Source organism: Methylobacterium sp. WL103 (genome assembly GCF_008039885.1).
Classification (GTDB): Bacteria; Pseudomonadota; Alphaproteobacteria; order Rhizobiales; family Beijerinckiaceae; genus Methylobacterium; species Methylobacterium cerastii.
In genome coordinates this window covers 1-962 of sequence record NZ_VRUX01001004.1, presented here as the reverse complement: position 1 = coordinate 962, position 962 = coordinate 1, and the positions used below count along the sequence as shown (strand labels likewise).

General features: G+C 74.7%; 2 protein-coding genes. Both read right to left on the bottom strand.

Going from position 1 to position 962, the window contains the following annotated elements; all coding sequences use genetic code 11:
• Positions 1 to 341 (bottom strand): NAD(P)-binding domain-containing protein (locus tag FV222_RS27365; RefSeq protein WP_187277507.1); only part of this gene is annotated, 341 nt, incomplete at its 3' end.
• Positions 342 to 430: 89 nt separating this feature from the next.
• Positions 431 to 962 (bottom strand): enoyl-CoA hydratase/isomerase family protein (locus FV222_RS27360; RefSeq protein WP_187277506.1); only part of this gene is annotated, 532 nt, incomplete at its 5' end.

Genomic DNA, 962 nt, shown 5'->3' with positions numbered 1-962 from the left:
CCGCGCGCCTCGGCGAGCGCGTGGGCCTGGCGGGCGCTCGCGACGTCCACCGTCGAGGAATCGATCAGGAGCGTGCCGGCGGGAACCGCCTCGACGACCTGCGACCAGACCTCGATCACGTGCCGCCCGGCCGGCAGCATCGTCACCACCACGGCCGCGCCGTCCACGGCCTCCAGGACCGAGCCGACGATCCCGATCCCCTCCGCCTTCGCGGTCTCCAGCGAGGCCGGGGCGAGGTCGAACCCGCGCACCGAATGCCCGGCCCGGACGAGGTTGGCCGCCATCGGGCCGCCCATGTTGCCGAGCCCGACGAAGGCGATGGTTTGGGGCGTCGTGGTCATGGCTCCTCCGGTCGTGTCTCGCGCGCGGTGCTCCGCGGCGCGTCTTGTCTCGTGGCCCCCATCCTCCGCCCGCATCCCGAGGTGCCGCGTCAGCGGGCGCCTCGGGATGCGGGGGCTGGGCGGGAAGCGTCGGCCGGCACCGGAAAGACCGGGGCCGCCCGAGGGGCCAGCCAGGCCTCGATCCGTTCGAGGTCGACCGCGTCGAGCGTCGTCGGCGACCAGCGCGGCGTCTTGTCCTTTTCGATCACGGCGGCGCGGATGCCCTCGCGAAAATCGCCCTCGGCCAGCAGCGCCAGCGAGGCGTGGAACTCGCGTTCCAGGCAGTCCTCCAGCCGTGCGGACGTGCGGCCCAGACGCAGCAGACGCAGCGTCAGCACGAGGCTCGACGGGGATTTCTCCAGCAGCGTCGTGCGCGTCCGCGTCGCGAACTCGGACCCGTCGGCGGCGAGCGCCGCCAGGATGTCCGCGACGCGGTCGAAGGCGAAGCAGGCGTCGATCAGCGCCCGCGCCTCCGTGAGCGGGACCGGCTCCGGCGTGACGGCGCGCGCGTCGATCGCCCCCCGGACGCCGGCCTGTCCAGCGTCCGGGGGGAGGGCGGCGAGCGCGTCGACCAGGCCGGGC